The organism is Nocardia sp. bgisy118, from assembly GCF_057708605.1.
In genome coordinates this window covers 1-1,230 of the sequence record NZ_JBYISM010000078.1, presented here as the reverse complement: position 1 = coordinate 1,230, position 1,230 = coordinate 1, and the positions used below count along the sequence as shown (strand labels likewise).

General features: G+C 66.1%; 1 protein-coding gene. It reads right to left on the bottom strand.

Annotated elements, in window-relative coordinates; genetic code table 11:
• A partial coding sequence (locus tag AC3EO7_RS37785; protein ID WP_435593881.1) for an acyl carrier protein occupies window positions 1-1,230 on the bottom strand: 1,230 nt, incomplete at both ends.

Here is a 1,230-nt window from a genome sequence, read left to right as displayed (position 1 = left end):
GATTCCGCTGCCGGCTGAACTCCACGAACACCAACGGTGACGCCATCACGGTGACGCCGCCGGCCAACGCCAGCGAGCATTCACCGGCCCGCAACGACTGACACGCTAGATGCAACGCCACCAGCGACGACGAACACGCCGTATCCACCGTCACCGCCGGGCCCTCCAACCCGAAGGAATACGCCAAACGACCCGATGCCACGCTGGCGGTACTGCCGGTAACCCGAAGTCCCTCGAGGCTCTGTCCAAGGTTCGCCAGCAGCTCGGCATAGCCCTGGCTGATATGGCCCACGAATACGCCGGTATCGGTGCCTTTCATCGAGCCGAGGTCGATACCTGCTCTCTCGAACGTCTCCCATGCGGTTTCGAGCAGCAGACGTTGCTGTGGGTCCATCGCCAACGCTTCGCGCGGACTGATCCGGAAGAATCCGGCATCGAAATCCGCAGCGTCGTACAAGAATCCGCCTTCACGCACATAACTGGCCCCTAACCTATCCGGGTCAGGGTCATACAGCCCCTCTATATCCCAGCCCCGGTCAGCCGGCCACTCCGAAATCCCATCACCACCGGACGCGACGAGATCCCACAACCCCTCCGGAGAACGCACACCGCCCGGCAACCGACACGCCATCCCCACAATCGCAATCGGCTCATCGTTCGACATCGACACCGGCGCGACCGACACCGGCGCCGCCCTCCCAGCCCCGGTGATCTGCTCGGTCAGGAACGCCGCTAGTGCGGCAGGATTCGGGTGGTCGAACACCAACGTGGCCGGCAACCGGAGCCCGGTCACACCGGTCAGCCGGTTGCGGAGTTCGACCGCGGTCATTGAGTCGAACCCGGCTTCGGTGAACGCCCGCTCCGGATCCACCGCAGCGGCGGTGGCATGGCCCAGTACTGCGGCGATCTCGCCGCGCACCACGTCCAAAACCACCGCCTGCCGCTCTGATGCGGGAGTCTCGGAGAGGCGCCGGGCCAGCGCCGACCGACCGGCAAGCGCGGTCGCCTGCATCCGGCGGGCAGGACGCCGCACCAGAGCGCGCAGCACCGCCGGTACTGGACCGGTTTCATCCGAGGACCGCAGGGATTTGATATCCAGCAGTGCTGGCACCAGTACCGCGGGCCCTGACAGCCCTGCCAGCGCCGCGGTGTCGAATAACTCCAGGCCCTGCCCTGCACTCAACGCTATGACAGCCGAGCCGCCGCCGATCCGGGCCGGACCAGAATCGC